We start from the raw sequence: 12,569 nt of genomic DNA on the forward strand, positions 1-12,569 counted from the left end.
AGGGCGGCTTCCATCCATGGCAAATGAAATTAAAGCGCAAGTCTACCCTTGGCAGCAAACGGTCTGGGATACACTGACCGGCCGTTTCCCTAAATTGGGTCATGGCTTGCTGTTTTATGGCAAAAAAGGCTGCGGCAAGCATGCGTTTGCGCATTATTTTTTGGCCTGGGTGCTGTGTTTAAACCGTCATGAAAAAAATCAGCCTTGCGGCGTCTGCGGCAGCTGTCTGTGGCTGAAATCAGATACGCATCCGAATTATGTGCATATTACGACAGATGAAGACAACAAAAAGCAGAATGCTAAAATAAAAATTGAGAAAATCCGCGATTTGCTGCCTTTTGTGCAGCAGACGGTAGATGGCTGGCGTGTGGTGGTGATTGAGCCTGCAGAAGCATTAAATACCGCTTCCGCCAATGCGCTGCTGAAGACGCTGGAAGAGCCGGGTGACCGCACTGTCATTATTCTGCTGGCGGATCATTATTTGAAATTGCCTGCAACCATCCGCAGCCGCCTGCAGCACTTTGCTTTAGACCGGATCAGCGCCGGCCATGCAGAAGCTTATTTGCATGAAAATTTGCCGGACAGTGATTTGCAAATGCATCAGCTGCTGATGAACCTGTCGAATCAAATGCCGCTGCAGGCGGTAGAATTGGCGCAAAGTGAATGGCTCAATTTGCGGCAGGATTTTGTGAATGACTGGCTTAAGCTGGTGCGGCAGAAAAATATGCCGGTGGCGATTGCGACCAAGTGGAATAAAGCGCTGAACTTTAGTGATTTCAGTCAAATGTTTGAATACTTGTTGTCTGATTTGATTTGTGTCAAGCTAAATCAGGCAATAAAAAATATTGATTTGAATTTTAATGATCTGCCAGATCAGTATGATTTAGAATCATTATTTGGCATTTATGCCGAGCTGCAGCAATCCAAAAAGTTTATCGAACAAAACGTACAAACTAACTTAGTTCTGGATCAGCTGTGCATTAAATTGATGAATCTTTAAAAATAAGGGGAACGACAATGCAGCCACGCATGGGCGGAATCATTCAAGCGAACATTCCAGATGTGGAAACATTATTTGCCAGCTATATGCCTTATGTGGCCGGCGGCGGCCTTTTTGTTCCTTCTAAGCAGGCGGTAAAAATGGGGGATGAAGTCTTTGTACTGACGACTCTGCCTGAACAATCTCAAAAAGTTCCTTTGACAGGCAAAGTCATTTGGATCTCTCAAAAGCAAAATGGCATTAAGCCTCAAGGCTTTGGCATTCAGCTTGCCGGCGAAAAAGGCATTTATTTCAAATCTGAAGCAGAACGCATGCTGGCAGGGCTTAAAACTGAAGGCCGCAGAAGTTACACTATGTAGAGTTACACCTTACTCAGCATAGGTACTTATTGTGTTTACAGATACTCATTGTCATTTAACATTGCTTGATCTAACGCCTTATGGCGGCGATTTGGATCTGGCGCTGGAGCAGGCTCGCGAAGCGGGTGTCTCCCGGTTTATGAGTATCTCAGTGGATTTGGATGATCATATCCAGCTGGCGGCGATCGCTGCCCGCCATGCAGATGTGGGATATTCTGTCGGGGTGCACCCTTGTGAAGATCCTGCCACTATGGCGCGGGCAACGACTGATTATTTGGTGGAGCTGGCGCAGCCTGAAAAAGTTTGGGCTTTGGGTGAAACGGGGCTGGATTATTTTCACAGCACGGATTTTATTCAAGAGCAGAAAGAATGTTTTGCCCGCCATATTCATGCCTCGCAGACTGTCAAAAAGCCTGTCGTTGTGCATACCCGCGCAGCGAAGCAGGATACGGTAGATATTATCCGCGCGGAAAAATCGACCCACGGCATTTTGCACTGCTTTACGGAAGATTGGGAAACCGCAAAAGCCGTGCTGGATTGCGGCTATTACATTTCTTTTTCAGGCATTGTGTCCTTTAAAAATGCGCAAGACTTGCGTGATGTTGCCAAGCAGGTGCCGCTGGACCGTGTGCTGATTGAAACGGACAGCCCTTATTTGGCGCCCATGCCTTATAGAGGAAAGTCTAATGAACCAAAATATGTTCCCTATGTAGCCAAAGCCTTAAGTGATGTATATGATAAGTCACTAGAAGAGATGGCTTTAATCACAAAGCAAAACTTTGAAAACCTTCTCAATTTAAAGTGAATCATTTGAATTGATATAAGCGCAGAAGAGAGTATAGGGTGAAGATGGATCGTCAGGCTCAGTTTCGAGCACGAGAAGCGTTGATTTTTCAAGTTGCAGAGCAGCTTCTTTTAGAAAATGGTGAATCTGGAATGACGCTGGATGCACTGGCTGCAGAGCTGGATCTGGCTAAAGGAACTCTCTATAAGCATTTTCAAAGCAAAGATGAGCTGTATATGCTGCTGATCATCCGCAATGAACGCATGCTGCTGGAAATGATTAAAGATACCGACAAGCAGTTTCCTGAGCACTTGGCTTTCTTCATGCTGCATCATTTGCATCATCCGGAGCGTACAGTGCTGTTTCACCAAATTGAAGAACGCCTTGCGACAACGGGTGTGGGCATACAGATGCTGTTCAGCGAGCTGTATCAAGTGCGAAAGCATCGGCTGCGTTTGATTATCCGCATGACAGAAAGCTATTTGGAATCTATTCACAGTTCAATGTCGGTGCGTGACTATTTGGCTTCGATCTGGTCGCTGACGCATGGCGCTGCGGCTATTTTAAACTCCAGTTTTTATCAGCGCTATCTGGGGTCACGGGATACCCTAAGAGTGGCTTATATCGATCAAGCCTTGGCATTGCCAAAGCAGATCAGCGCCGCAGCTCAATTTGCTTAAAGGCATGCTATGAATACTCAGCTATCATCAATGCAGGGCTTCACTTTAGTCGAATTGATGGTGGTTATTGTAATTATGGGCATCATGGTGTCATTGGTCATGATGAATATTGGCGGTACAGATCAGCGCAAGGCCATGCAGGCGCGTGAAGTGTTTCTTATGGACGTGCAGAAAATTCTGCGTGAATCCAATGATCAGTCCCGAATTTTGGCGCTGAATGCGCAAGCGGCAACAGATGTAGCCGATTTTCAATATGATGTAATGGAATATCTGCCCAAACAGAACACAGAAAGCTTATTGAATCAGAATAATAATTGGCAAAATTACAAAGATTTTTCTATGCGGGTATTGCCTGAGCATGTCACTTTCAGTATTCAGCCTTTAGAACGCCGTTATGAAAATGCCAGTAACAGTGAACTCTTGAATCAGAATGCACCCAAGCTGATTTGGCTGGGCAATGGAGAGGTTAAACCTGTACGCATTCAGTTTTATTTTGAAGAGCGTCCTGTGGGCAATGAAATTGAGATTGACCATCTGGGAAAAATAAATGAAAGCTGAATGTGCAAAGCAAGATTCTTTGACCTGTGCCGCGGTACAGCAGCGCAGTGCGAGAAGCTGTACAGGCTTTACACTGCTGGAAGTGATGGTCGCGCTGGCAATTTTTGCAACTGCGGCTATGGCTTTAACCAATGTCGCAATGCAATACACGCAAGCCACTGCAAATGCTGTTTTAAGAACAAAGGCGCAGTTTGTTGTACTCAATGAAATTGCAAATATGGAAATAAACCGCGACTGGATGACTGGAACATCTTCCAAGCAAGTCACACAGCAGGGAGAAAAGTGGCAAATTGATAAATCTGCACAGGCGACCGTTAGCCCTAATGTGCAGCGCATTGATGTGCAAATCAGTTTAATGAATGCAGAAACGAACAAAGTTGAGTCAGGTATTACCACTTTGGTGTTCTTTAATCAGAAGGCCAAAGCTTGATGCAGCCGAAAAATAAAATAAATCAAACCCTATCTTCAGGTTTTACATTGGTTGAGCTGCTGGTGGCGGTTGCGATTTTTGCGGTGCTGTCTGCATTGGGCTGGAAAGTTTTTGACTATATTGCCAAAGTCAAAGAGCGCAATACAATGCATGAGGTGCAGCTGTCGCAGCTGCAGGAAGCTTATCAGCAGATTTTGCGGGATACCGTACAGGCTGTGCCGCTAACGGCCAATATTAATGGCAATATTCAGCCAGCGCTGGTACTGCAAAATGGCCGTTTGAGTTTTAGTAAAACTGGGGTGACTGATCCTTTGAATCAAGGTATTGCACCTGATGAACGCATTGAATATGCATACCGCGCAGAAGAAAAAAAACTCTATCGGCTCAAGTACAGCAATTTAAATCAGACAGGGCATGATCAGCCAGATTCCAGTGTGCTTTTGGCAGATGCAGAGCAGTTTGAAATAACCGTGCTGAACCCGAATGAACTTAATAATTGGCCTGATCCATTGGCAAATTTGTCGCAAGCCAGCGCACAGCAGCATTTTCCGCGGGGCTTAAAAATTAAGCTCAAGGTGAATAATGTGGAATATGAGTGGCTATTTAGCCTGCTGAATACGGATTTCCTTCAGAAAAGCAGTGTGGGGCAGGAGAGTGGCAATAGTGGCAGCGCTGGCGATTCAAGTCATGCAGGCGATACTCAAGGAGTGTCTGCGCAATGAAGCTCGGCTGCAGAAAGGCATCCAGTCCGCATCAGCAAAGCGGCATTGCCTTGTTAACTATTTTAGTCATGGTGGCCTTGGCGACAATTTTGGCGGCCGGCATTGCAAAGCATCAAAGCAATACAGCAGAAGCGACGGCTTATTTAATGCGGCAAAATCAATCGCTGCTGTATGCGAAAAGTGCAGAAGTTTTTTTTGCAGAAATGCTGAAAGATGATGCTGAAAATGCTGGCGATGTCGATTCTCTGCAGGAGAATTGGGCCAAGCCGATGCCTGCTTTTCCTGTGGATGATGGCTATGTTTCCGGCGTGCTGGAAGATCAATCCGGTAAATTCAATCTGAACAGTTTGCTCAAAGCGGATGGCAGTGTGAATGAAAATGCCAAAAAATGGTTTGAAAAAATATTGGTAAAAGCGGGATTGCCTGCGCAGCTCAGTGAAGCGGTGATTGATTGGCAAGATGCAGACGATGAGCAGACGGGCTCAATGGGGGCGGAGTCAGGCTATTATCGAGGGTTACAAAATGCACCAATGCCGCCAAATGCGAAATTCCATCGTATAGAAGAACTCAAGCAAATCCGCGGCTTTGAGGATGGCAAATATAAATTAATAGCCGCCTACATTAGCGCCTTGCCAAGCAATGAAACCAAGGTGAACATCAATACTGCGCCTGCATTTTTATTGGCGAGCATGGATGAGAAGCTGGATGCGCATGCTGTTCAGCAGCTCTTGGATAAGAAAAATGCAGCCTTGGAAAAATTTAATAACACAGCTGAGCTGTGGCAAGCCGAGCCTTTTTCATCAGTATCGGCAGAAAATAAGGCGATTGTCGGTGACTTGCTGGGTGTGCAGTCTAATTACTTCACAGCTAAAATCGAAATTGAACTCAGCGGCCGGAAACGTCAATTCAGTTCAGAATTGGTGAGAAAAGATAAGGAAGTTTATGTGGCTTACCGGAGCATGGCGCCATTCTAAAATAGGCCTCAAAAGCCTCATGCATTTTACCAATTGCATTGAACTGTAAAATTAATGCTCAAGGTTTTAGTTTTGCTTTATAATCCCGATAAATTCACAAGTTTTAATTGAATTACGGCATATGTTAATTCGTAAGTTATTTAAGTTTGAAAATGCTCATATTGTGCGTAACTGCACTTCAGACCGCTGCAAGCGTTCAATTCACGGGCACAGCTATAAAGTTGAGCTATTGCTTAAAGCTTCGAAATTAGATCATGGTCAAATGGTTTACGATTTTGGACTGCTGAAAGGCGTCATTAAAGACCTTTACGACAGTTTTGATCATGCAATCTGTTTTTGGCAGCAAGACAATGCAGGCTATATTGAGGCGTGCAAAAACTTCAGTGCGCGCTGGGTGTCTTTGCCTGTGTCTCCATCGGCAGAACAGTTTTCAAGAATTTTCTTTTATTTGGCGCAGCAAGTGCTGGCATCGACCGAAACCCAAAATGGCGAAGGTGATGTTGAAGTCTATTCTGTGATTGTGCATGAAACTGATACGGGCTATGCGCAAAGTTTTGCAGAAGATATTACTAATAAGCAAATGGGCCTTTTAAATTTAGACCAGATTGAATTTTCAGAGCAGGTGAAAGCGGAGTGGGCAGATCCTGAAATGTTTGATAAATTAATCCGCGGCATTAAATTTCAAAATCCAAGCGTGGATTTGCAAGTTAAACTTTAATGCAGCATTGCATGATTAAGCTAGAAAAGGAATTAGGTAGCAAGTATGTCTTTATCTGAACAGCAGCAGGCTCAACTGGAAAAGGTGCAGCTTGAGGCGAGTTGGAAATACGGTTTAAGTGAATTTTTGCTTAGCCCGAAAATGGATGAATTAAAAGACTTTCTTGTTCAGGAAAAAAATGCGGATAAAGTAATTTATCCGCCAAGCTCATTGATATTCAATGCGCTGAATACTACGCCTATGCCGCATGTGAAGGTGGTGATTTTAGGCCAAGACCCTTATCATGGCCCAAATCAAGCGCATGGCTTAAGCTTTTCGGTGCAGAAGGGGGTTGCATTGCCTCCATCTTTACGTAATATTTTTCATGAACTGCATAATGATTTAGGCATTGAAATTCCTAAGCACGGCAACTTAACGCATTGGGCAGAACAAGGCGTTTTGCTGCTAAATGCTGTTTTGACCGTTGAAGCCGGTCAGCCGACGTCACATCAAAAACGCGGTTGGGAAGATTTTACGGACTATGTTATTGATGTGCTGAATGAGCAGCGAGAACATATTGTTTTTATCCTTTGGGGCGCGTATGCGCAGCGCAAAGGGCAGCGGATTGACTCTAGTAAGCACTTGGTGCTGAAAGCGGCGCATCCATCACCTTTGGCTGCCAACCGAGGCGGTTTTTTTGGCTGCAAGGTGTTTTCAAAATCAAATAATTATCTTAAACAACATGGCATTGAGCCTATAGATTGGCAGCTGGACGCATGACATATTCTCCCATTTCTAAACACTATCATCCGGATTTGATTGTAGAAGAAGCACAAAACGGCTGGCGCATTGTTCGCCTGAACCGTCCTAAATCTTTACATGCTCTGGATGAGTCTATTGCTTCTGCACTTTTGGAAGTATTTCAAGATCTACACGCAGATGATGCTGTCAAGGCAATTTGGCTGGATTCAACTACACCTAAAGCATTCTGCGCAGGCGGCGATGTGCGAAAACTTCGTCAGCTGGTGATTAATGATGAAGTTGAAACAGCCAATAAATTCTTTGAACAGGAATATGCTTTAGATCTTTTGTTGCATAACTACGCAAAACCAGTCTTAGTCTGGGGTGAAGGCTATGTGATGGGCGGTGGATTGGGCCTGTTTATGGCGGCGCCATTCCGTTTGGTGACGCCATACTCACGCCTTGCCATGCCGGAAATTAACATTGGCCTGTATCCAGATGTGGGAGCAACCCGTTTCTTGGCAGACCGCGGCGCAATTGGATTATTCACAGGGCTAACCGGTTCAATCATGACGGCTGCTGGCGCTTACGGCATTGGCTGGGCAACGCATATTTGTGATGCGCAGCGCGACACTGTTTTAGAAAAAGTGATCAATATTGACTGGGAGCATTATCCAGCAGGTGATTTTCGTGCTATTGATGACACTTTAAACAGCATGCACCGTCCAGTAGGCCCTGGCCCACTGCAAAACTCATTAGATGTTATTCAGAGTGTTTGCCGCGGTGTGCATTTCGAGCATGACTATGAATCGATCATCGGCTTGAGCGATGCGCGCAGCGACTGGCTGCGTCAAGCCAGCGAAAATTTGCAAAAAGGTTCTCCAGCAACTGCGGCTCTGACTTGGCTGCTTTGGCAGTGGGGTAAGAAGGTTCATTCATGGAACGAAGTGTTTGAACTTGAAACCCAAATTTCAGATTGGAAAATCCGTCATCCTGATTTTGTGGAAGGGGTGCGCGCGCGTTTGGTGGATAAAGACCTTTCTCCTGAATGGAAAATGGGCGCAGATTTATCACTGAAAGGTATTTTGGCGGACAATCCCCCAGTCACCAACATTGAAAGCTGGAATGTGCTGTTAAAGCAATACGGTATTATTGACTGATACATACATGAGTGCAGAAACACAATTTAGTGATGAATACTGGATGCAGCAGGCTTGCGAGCAGGCTGCATCTGCTGCGTTAATCGGGGAAATTCCTGTAGGCGCAATTATTGTCAGCAATCATCAAATCATTGGCGCAGGTTTTAATGCGCCCATCAGTTTAAATGACCCGACGGCGCATGCTGAAATTCAAGCCATTCGTCAGGCTTGCCAATCCCTTCAAAACTACCGCCTGCCGGATGATGCAACACTGTATGTCACATTAGAACCGTGCACAATGTGTGTCGGCGCTTTGGTGCATGCGCGGATTAAGCGTGTGGTGTTTGGCGCGGTAGAGCCAAAAGCAGGTTCGCTGGTCAGTGTGCGCCAGCTGCTGCAAAGCGGCTACTATAATCACGTGTTTGAATTTGAACAGGGCTGTCTGCAGGAGCAGTGTTCTGCGCAGCTCAGCGCTTTTTTTAAAATGAGGCGTGAGCAAAAAAAACAGATGAAATTACTGGAAAGAATGAAAAATACAGATCAGTCTGAATAAATTCAGGTAAAATAAAATGACAATATGAATTGTCAAAGAACAAAGGGTTATTTTTATGAACGCGATGCAAGTCAAAAAAGAATTCAATGCACCAGTAGAAAAGGTTTTCGAATTACTGTCTAAACACGCAACTTATAATGTTGCTTTTGCACCCGTTCAAGTGGTGCGGGTAAAAGATTCCGCAGATCTTCAGCGTCCAGACGGAGTAGGCTCAGTGCGCCGCTTAGGCTTGGGGCCGGTAAAACCGATTCAGGAAGAAATTACTGTGTTGGTTCCGAATCAGCGCATTGAATATAAGATTATTAAAAATCCGCTGGTGAAACATCATTTGGGAATTATTGAATTTCAGCCAGTGGATGAAAATAAGACATTAGTGACTTATACCATCGAATTTCAGGCGCGCGCGCCTTTTGTCAGCAAATTAGTGCTTGCGCAGCTGAAATCTGCGATTAAACTGGGTTTTTCAAAACTCGCAAAAACTGTGTAAGTAATGGCGGAAAAGGCAATGACAGTAAATATTATTACAATTGATGGGCCGAGCGGTTCCGGCAAAGGCACATTAGCAGCCAAATTGGCAGCGCATTATCAATACCATCTATTGGATTCGGGCGCGCTGTACCGTTTGCTGGGTTTATCATTGCTTAATCAGGGTTTACAGGAAAAGCTAGACTCAGAATTGACAAAATGCGCCGAAATTGCAGCAAATTTAGACATAAAATTTATTACAACTGAATCGGGCGTTCAAGTTTTTCTGGATGGCCAAGATGTTACACAGACCATCCGTACAGAGCGTGTTGGCGAGTTTGCGTCAAAAGTGGCTGCAATTCCTGCACTTAGAACGGCATTGCTGGCGCGTCAGCATGCTTTTGCTCAAGCTCCCGGCTTAGTTGCAGACGGCCGAGACATGGCTACATTCATCTTTCCGAATGCTCAAGCCAAGATTTATCTGACCGCTTCTGCGCAGTCACGGGCAGCGCGCCGTGTAAAGCAGTTGCAGGGTATGGGGCTAGATGCTAAAATAAACGACATTTTAGCTAATATTGAAGCTCGGGATAAACGAGATATGGAGCGTACCATTGCTCCGCTCAAGCCGGCAGAAGACGCTTATATCATTGACAGCTCAGCATTGAGCATTGATGAGGTATTCAGTCTGATGACAGCATATATCGACAAACAATTAGCGAATTAAAGAATTTTACAGCAGAAGCATAGCTTGATCAGTTCTATATGGACTATGTAGACGCTTTATTAAACCGGCCTTGTCTGATCCAAGACCGCTGACTTTATCAGGTATATCATGACCGAATCTTTTGCAGCCCTCTTTGAAGAAAGCGAATTAAACCTCAACGTTGAAAAGGGTGCTGTCATCCAAGGCGTTGTAGTAAGCATCGACTCTGACTGGGTAACAGTTGACACTGGCCTTAAATCAGAAGGTATTGTTGACCGCGCTGAATTCTTAAATGAACAACGTGAACTTGAAGTTCAAGTTGGCGACACTGTAGACGTTGTTGTTGAAGCTCTTGACAACGGTATGGGTCAAACAGTTCTGTCTCGTGAAAAAGCGAAACGCGCTGAAACTTGGACTAAACTTGAAAAAATCTTTGAAGACGGCGAAATCGTTACTGGTGTTATCTCTGGTAAAGTTAAAGGCGGCTTCACTGTTGACATCGGTCCAGTACGTGCGTTCCTTCCAGGTTCTTTAGTTGATACTCGCCCTATTCGTGATACTACTCACTTAGAAGGCAAAGAGTTAGAATTTAAAGTAATCAAGCTTGATGCTAAACGTAATAACGTTGTTGTATCTCGCCGCGCTGTTATGGAAGCTGAATCTTCAGCTGACCGTGAAGCTCTTCTTGCTCAGCTTGAAGAAGGTCAAACAGTTACTGGTACTATCAAAAATCTTACTGACTACGGCGCATTCGTTGACCTTGGCGGTATTGACGGTCTTCTTCACATCACTGACATGGCTTGGAAACGCATCAAGCACCCTTCAGAAGTTGTTGAAGTGGGTCAAGAAGTTACTGTTAAAGTACTTAAATTTGACAAAGAGCGTAACCGTGTTTCACTAGGCCTTAAACAGCTTGGCGAAGATCCATGGTTAGCGATCATGAACCGTTACCCTAAAGGTTCTATCGTTAAAGCGCGCGTAACAAACTTAACTGACTACGGCTGTTTCGCAGAAATCGCTGAAGGCGTTGAAGGTTTAGTACACGTGTCTGAAATGGACCACACTAACAAAAACATCCACCCGTCTAAAGTAGTTCAGATTGGTGACGAAGTTGATGTTATGGTTCTTGAAGTTGATGAAGAACGCCGCCGTATTTCTCTTGGTATCAAACAAACTCGTGCTAACCCATGGGAAGAGTTTGCTAAAGACCACGACAAAGGCGAAAAAGTTTCTGGTACGATCAAGTCTATCACTGACTTCGGTATCTTCATTGGTTTGCCAGGCGGTATTGATGGCCTAGTTCACTTGTCTGATATTTCTTGGAACGAACAAGGCGAAGAAGCTATCCGCCGTTACAAGAAAGGTGACACTGTTGAAGCGGTTATCCTGTCTGTAGACGCTGAAGGCAACCGTATCAGCCTTGGCATCAAACAATTGAACAACGATCCGTTCAATGACTTCTTGGCTGCTAACGAACGCGGTGCGCTTGTTAAAGGTACTGTAACTGCAGTTGACGCTAAAGGCGCTACTGTTAAGTTGGCTGACGAAGTTGAAGCTTCTTTGAAAGCATCTGAAATCAACCGCGACCGCGTTGAAGATGCAACTAAATTCTTAGAAGTTGGTCAAGAAGTTGAAGCGAAAATCATCAACGTAGACCGCAAATCACGCTCTATCAACTTGTCTATCAAAGCGAAAGACGAAGCTGAAGAGAAAGAAGCTGTAGCTAACTTGCGTCAAGCGTCTGCTTCTCAAGACAATGGTCCTAAGACTATTGGTGATTTGATCAAAGCTCAAATGAACCACTAAGTAAGTGCTTGAATCGTATTGTTAATGTAAGTTAATTAATACTTTTTACACAATTACTGTAAACGGTAGCGTAGTAAGTCATTATTACGCTACCGTTTTGTATTTAAACAGGTTATTATCAGGAAATAGATTCCGAGTCGCTTGATAATTAAAGAGGTCGCAGATGACTACTGAAGCACTTAATAAGTCAGATTTAATAGAGCGTATTTCTCTTAAAAACCCGCACTTAGCTGAACCGCTGGTTGAAGAAGCTGTTAAGATTATGATTGATCAAATGATCGAAGCTTTATCGACAGATAACCGTATTGAAATTCGCGGCTTTGGCAGTTTTGCCTTGCATCACCGTGAACCGCGTGTAGGGCGTAACCCGAAAACTGGCAAATCAGTTGAAGTTGCAGCGAAAGCAGTACCGCACTTCAAGCCAGGTAAAGCACTCCGTGATGCGGTAAATGAGTCTGCTGTATAATTTTAGATTCTTTCAGGAGTGTTTATGCGTTACGTCTTAGTTATCTTACTGATTGTTCTATTTGGGTATTCGCTATTTTTAGTGCTCCAGAACGGGACTGAATTGTCTGTAGATTTGCTGTTCACTCAGGTTCCGGCAATGCGTCTAGGGCTTTTGCTTCTGCTGACTTTGGCCTTGGGTATTGTGCTGGGTTTGCTGATAGGTGTTCAGATCTTTCGAGTATTCCAGAACAATTGGGAAATTAAGCGTTTGCGTAAAGATATTGACCGCTTGCGTAAAGAGCAAATTCAAGCTGCGCAAGCGGCTGCTGCGGAAGCTGCGGCATATGCAAGACATGAGAAGACAGTCTTGGATATTCAGCCGGATGAGCAAAAATCAACTCCTTTATAAATTTGATTTTTCTTGAAGCTGAAACAGCTTAAAGAAAATGGTTGCAGTATTTTTGAAATTTTAAGCACCCTGGATGAAAATTCAGGGTGTTTTTTTATGGCA

General features: G+C 44.4%; 17 protein-coding genes. All 17 read left to right on the forward strand.

From position 1 onward, the window contains the following. Positions 1 to 16: 16 nt before the first annotated feature. The gene (locus tag F941_RS06175; protein ID WP_005009009.1) at positions 17 to 1,000 is read left to right on the forward strand and encodes a DNA polymerase III, delta' subunit; all 984 of its coding nucleotides are present in this window, start codon (positions 17 to 19) and stop codon (positions 998 to 1,000) included. Between the two features lie 17 nt (positions 1,001 to 1,017). Beyond that, entirely contained in the window at positions 1,018 to 1,359 is a 342-nt protein-coding gene (locus F941_RS06180; RefSeq protein ID WP_005009011.1) for a PilZ domain-containing protein, read from the forward strand. A 31-nt stretch (positions 1,360 to 1,390) separates the two neighbouring features. Next, positions 1,391 to 2,164 carry a TatD family hydrolase gene (locus tag F941_RS06185; protein ID WP_005009014.1) on the forward strand — a complete coding sequence of 258 codons (774 nt, stop codon included), beginning with the start codon at positions 1,391 to 1,393 and terminating at the stop codon, positions 2,162 to 2,164. Between the two features lie 44 nt (positions 2,165 to 2,208). Further along, positions 2,209 to 2,823: a TetR/AcrR family transcriptional regulator gene (locus F941_RS06190; RefSeq protein WP_005009016.1), complete on the forward strand. Its 615-nt coding sequence runs from the start codon at positions 2,209 to 2,211 to the stop codon at positions 2,821 to 2,823. A 9-nt stretch (positions 2,824 to 2,832) separates the two neighbouring features. Further along, the gene (locus tag F941_RS06195) at positions 2,833 to 3,381 is read left to right on the forward strand and encodes a pilus assembly FimT family protein (RefSeq protein ID WP_005009018.1); all 549 of its coding nucleotides are present in this window, start codon (positions 2,833 to 2,835) and stop codon (positions 3,379 to 3,381) included. Next, complete coding sequence (gene gspI / locus F941_RS06200) at positions 3,371 to 3,811, forward strand: type II secretion system minor pseudopilin GspI (RefSeq protein ID WP_005009019.1); 441 nt, start codon at positions 3,371 to 3,373, stop codon at positions 3,809 to 3,811. Before F941_RS06195 ends, gspI begins: the two co-directional genes overlap by 11 nt. Further along, positions 3,811 to 4,533, forward strand: a complete 723-nt coding sequence (locus F941_RS06205; RefSeq protein WP_005009020.1) for a type II secretion system protein GspJ — start codon at positions 3,811 to 3,813, stop codon at positions 4,531 to 4,533. Before gspI ends, F941_RS06205 begins: the two co-directional genes overlap by 1 nt. Then, complete coding sequence (gspK, locus tag F941_RS06210; RefSeq protein ID WP_005009022.1) at positions 4,530 to 5,507, forward strand: type II secretion system minor pseudopilin GspK; 978 nt, start codon at positions 4,530 to 4,532, stop codon at positions 5,505 to 5,507. The genes F941_RS06205 and gspK overlap by 4 nt, the downstream gene beginning before the upstream one ends. A 121-nt stretch (positions 5,508 to 5,628) precedes the next feature. Beyond that, on the forward strand, positions 5,629 to 6,225 hold the full coding sequence (locus tag F941_RS06215) for a 6-pyruvoyl trahydropterin synthase family protein (protein ID WP_005009024.1): 597 nt from the start codon (positions 5,629 to 5,631) through the stop codon (positions 6,223 to 6,225). Positions 6,226 to 6,270: 45 nt separating this feature from the next. Beyond that, the gene (gene ung, locus F941_RS06220; protein WP_005009026.1) at positions 6,271 to 6,984 is read left to right on the forward strand and encodes a uracil-DNA glycosylase; all 714 of its coding nucleotides are present in this window, start codon (positions 6,271 to 6,273) and stop codon (positions 6,982 to 6,984) included. After that, on the forward strand, positions 6,981 to 8,105 hold the full coding sequence (locus F941_RS06225; RefSeq protein WP_005009029.1) for an enoyl-CoA hydratase/isomerase family protein: 1,125 nt from the start codon (positions 6,981 to 6,983) through the stop codon (positions 8,103 to 8,105). The genes ung and F941_RS06225 overlap by 4 nt, the downstream gene beginning before the upstream one ends. A gap of 7 nt (positions 8,106 to 8,112) precedes the next feature. Beyond that, positions 8,113 to 8,637 (forward strand): tRNA adenosine(34) deaminase TadA, encoded by a 525-nt coding sequence (gene tadA / locus F941_RS06230; RefSeq protein WP_005009031.1) that lies wholly within the window; start codon positions 8,113 to 8,115, stop codon positions 8,635 to 8,637. Positions 8,638 to 8,692: 55 nt separating this feature from the next. Further along, entirely contained in the window at positions 8,693 to 9,124 is a 432-nt protein-coding gene (locus F941_RS06235) for an SRPBCC family protein (protein WP_005009034.1), read from the forward strand. Between the two features lie 18 nt (positions 9,125 to 9,142). Next, positions 9,143 to 9,826 (forward strand): (d)CMP kinase, encoded by a 684-nt coding sequence (gene cmk / locus F941_RS06240; protein ID WP_005009036.1) that lies wholly within the window; start codon positions 9,143 to 9,145, stop codon positions 9,824 to 9,826. Positions 9,827 to 9,934: 108 nt separating this feature from the next. Beyond that, positions 9,935 to 11,611 carry a 30S ribosomal protein S1 gene (gene rpsA / locus F941_RS06245; RefSeq protein WP_005009040.1) on the forward strand — a complete coding sequence of 559 codons (1,677 nt, stop codon included), beginning with the start codon at positions 9,935 to 9,937 and terminating at the stop codon, positions 11,609 to 11,611. Positions 11,612 to 11,774: 163 nt separating this feature from the next. Continuing rightward, positions 11,775 to 12,077 (forward strand): integration host factor subunit beta, encoded by a 303-nt coding sequence (locus tag F941_RS06250; RefSeq protein ID WP_005009041.1) that lies wholly within the window; start codon positions 11,775 to 11,777, stop codon positions 12,075 to 12,077. Between the two features lie 24 nt (positions 12,078 to 12,101). Then, on the forward strand, positions 12,102 to 12,467 hold the full coding sequence (locus F941_RS06255; protein ID WP_005009043.1) for a lipopolysaccharide assembly protein LapA domain-containing protein: 366 nt from the start codon (positions 12,102 to 12,104) through the stop codon (positions 12,465 to 12,467). Positions 12,468 to 12,569: the final 102 nt, after the last annotated feature.

The sequence above is a fragment of the Acinetobacter bouvetii DSM 14964 = CIP 107468 genome (genome assembly GCF_000368865.1).
GTDB classification, from domain to species: Bacteria; Pseudomonadota; Gammaproteobacteria; order Pseudomonadales; family Moraxellaceae; genus Acinetobacter; species Acinetobacter bouvetii.

What these genes read in the sequence shown, in the direction of transcription:
- F941_RS06180 (WP_005009011.1), top strand. Translation starts at nt 1,018, where the DNA reads ATGCAGCCACGCATGGGCGGAATCATTCAAGCGAACATTCCAGATGTG.
- cmk (WP_005009036.1), top strand. Translation starts at nt 9,143, where the DNA reads ATGACAGTAAATATTATTACAATTGATGGGCCGAGCGGTTCCGGCAAA.
- F941_RS06175 (WP_005009009.1), top strand. Translation starts at nt 17, where the DNA reads ATGGCAAATGAAATTAAAGCGCAAGTCTACCCTTGGCAGCAAACGGTC.
- F941_RS06190 (WP_005009016.1), top strand. Translation starts at nt 2,209, where the DNA reads ATGGATCGTCAGGCTCAGTTTCGAGCACGAGAAGCGTTGATTTTTCAA.
- F941_RS06205 (WP_005009020.1), top strand. Translation starts at nt 3,811, where the DNA reads ATGCAGCCGAAAAATAAAATAAATCAAACCCTATCTTCAGGTTTTACA.
- rpsA (WP_005009040.1), top strand. Translation starts at nt 9,935, where the DNA reads ATGACCGAATCTTTTGCAGCCCTCTTTGAAGAAAGCGAATTAAACCTC.
- F941_RS06235 (WP_005009034.1), top strand. Translation starts at nt 8,693, where the DNA reads ATGAACGCGATGCAAGTCAAAAAAGAATTCAATGCACCAGTAGAAAAG.
- F941_RS06195 (WP_005009018.1), top strand. Translation starts at nt 2,833, where the DNA reads ATGAATACTCAGCTATCATCAATGCAGGGCTTCACTTTAGTCGAATTG.
- F941_RS06255 (WP_005009043.1), top strand. Translation starts at nt 12,102, where the DNA reads ATGCGTTACGTCTTAGTTATCTTACTGATTGTTCTATTTGGGTATTCG.
- gspI (WP_005009019.1), top strand. Translation starts at nt 3,371, where the DNA reads ATGAAAGCTGAATGTGCAAAGCAAGATTCTTTGACCTGTGCCGCGGTA.
- F941_RS06250 (WP_005009041.1), top strand. Translation starts at nt 11,775, where the DNA reads ATGACTACTGAAGCACTTAATAAGTCAGATTTAATAGAGCGTATTTCT.
- F941_RS06215 (WP_005009024.1), top strand. Translation starts at nt 5,629, where the DNA reads ATGTTAATTCGTAAGTTATTTAAGTTTGAAAATGCTCATATTGTGCGT.
- ung (WP_005009026.1), top strand. Translation starts at nt 6,271, where the DNA reads ATGTCTTTATCTGAACAGCAGCAGGCTCAACTGGAAAAGGTGCAGCTT.
- gspK (WP_005009022.1), top strand. Translation starts at nt 4,530, where the DNA reads ATGAAGCTCGGCTGCAGAAAGGCATCCAGTCCGCATCAGCAAAGCGGC.
- F941_RS06225 (WP_005009029.1), top strand. Translation starts at nt 6,981, where the DNA reads ATGACATATTCTCCCATTTCTAAACACTATCATCCGGATTTGATTGTA.
- tadA (WP_005009031.1), top strand. Translation starts at nt 8,113, where the DNA reads ATGAGTGCAGAAACACAATTTAGTGATGAATACTGGATGCAGCAGGCT.